General features: G+C 51.8%; 1 tRNA gene and 1 rRNA gene. Both read right to left on the bottom strand.

What is annotated here, in order from left to right:
• Positions 1-1,225, bottom strand: a 23S ribosomal RNA gene (locus tag ACFU5F_RS42390); the annotation flags it as partial.
• A gap of 81 nt (positions 1,226-1,306) precedes the next feature.
• Positions 1,307-1,382 (bottom strand) — tRNA-Ala (locus ACFU5F_RS42385).
• Positions 1,383-1,426 lie beyond the last annotated feature (44 nt).

Below are 1,426 nucleotides of genomic sequence, written 5' to 3'. Positions count from 1 at the left end.
CTGTTCGAAGAACAGTCCGCAGCTTCGGTGATACGTTTAGCCCCGGTACATTTTCGGCGCAGAGTCACTCGACCAGTGAGCTATTACGCACTCTTTAAATGGTGGCTGCTTCTAAGCCAACATCCTGGTTGTCTAAGCAACTCCACATCCTTTTCCACTTAACGTATACTTTGGGACCTTAGCTGGCGGTCTGGGCTGTTTCCCTTTCGACTACGGATCTTATCACTCGCAGTCTGACTCCCAAGGATAAGTCATCGGCATTCGGAGTTTGACTGAATTCGGTAACCCGGTAGGGGCCCCTAGTCCAATCAGTGCTCTACCTCCAAGACTCTTACCTTGAGGCTAGCCCTAAAGCTATTTCGGAGAGAACCAGCTATCTCCAGGTTCGATTGGCATTTCACCCCTACCCACACCTCATCCCCGCACTTTTCAACGTGCGTGGGTTCGGGCCTCCATTCAGTGTTACCTGAACTTCACCCTGGACATGGGTAGATCACCTGGTTTCGGGTCTACGACCACGTACTCATGCGCCCTATTCAGACTCGCTTTCGCTGCGGCTCCGCATCTTCTGCTTAACCTTGCACGGGATCGTAACTCGCCGGTTCATTCTACAAAAGGCACGCCATCACCCGTTAACGGGCTCTGACTACTTGTAGGCACACGGTTTCAGGATCTCTTTCACTCCCCTTCCGGGGTGCTTTTCACCTTTCCCTCACGGTACTGGTTCACTATCGGTCACTAGGGAGTATTTAGCCTTGGGAGATGGTCCTCCCGGATTCCGACGGAATTTCACGTGTTCCGCCGTACTCAGGATCCACTCAGGAGAGAACGAAGTTTTGACTACAGGGCTGTTACCTCCTATGGCGGGCCTTTCCAGACCTCTTCATCTACCTCGTTCCTTTGTAACTCCGTACAGAGTGTCCTACAACCCCAAGAGGCAAGCCTCTTGGTTTGGGCTGGTCCCGTTTCGCTCGCCGCTACTCAGGGAATCGCATTTGCTTTCTCTTCCTCCGGGTACTTAGATGTTTCAGTTCCCCGGGTCTGCCTTCTCATATCCTATGTATTCAGATATGGATACCACTCCATTACGAGTGGTGGGTTTCCCCATTCGGAAATCTCCGGATCAAAGCTTGCTTACAGCTCCCCGAAGCATATCGGTGTTCGTCCCGTCCTTCATCGGCTCCTAGTGCCAAGGCATCCACCGTGCGCCCTTTCTAACTTAACCGTTAAAAAGAATCACTATGTGATATCTTGTATTACTAATTGAATGTGATGTCTACTGTTATCTAGTTTTCAAAGAACACGTTGGTGGAGCCTAGCGGGATCGAACCGCTGACCTCCTGCGTGCAAAGCAGGCGCTCTCCCAGCTGAGCTAAGGCCCCGTATTGGGTAAAGATGGTGGGCCTGAGTGGACTCGAACCACCGA

This window comes from Streptomyces sp. NPDC057438, assembly GCF_042802995.1.
In the GTDB taxonomy this organism is placed as follows: Bacteria; Actinomycetota; Actinomycetes; order Streptomycetales; family Streptomycetaceae; genus Streptomyces.
The sequence above is the reverse complement of the archived record's forward strand: the minus strand, read 5'-3'. Positions and strand labels throughout refer to the sequence as shown.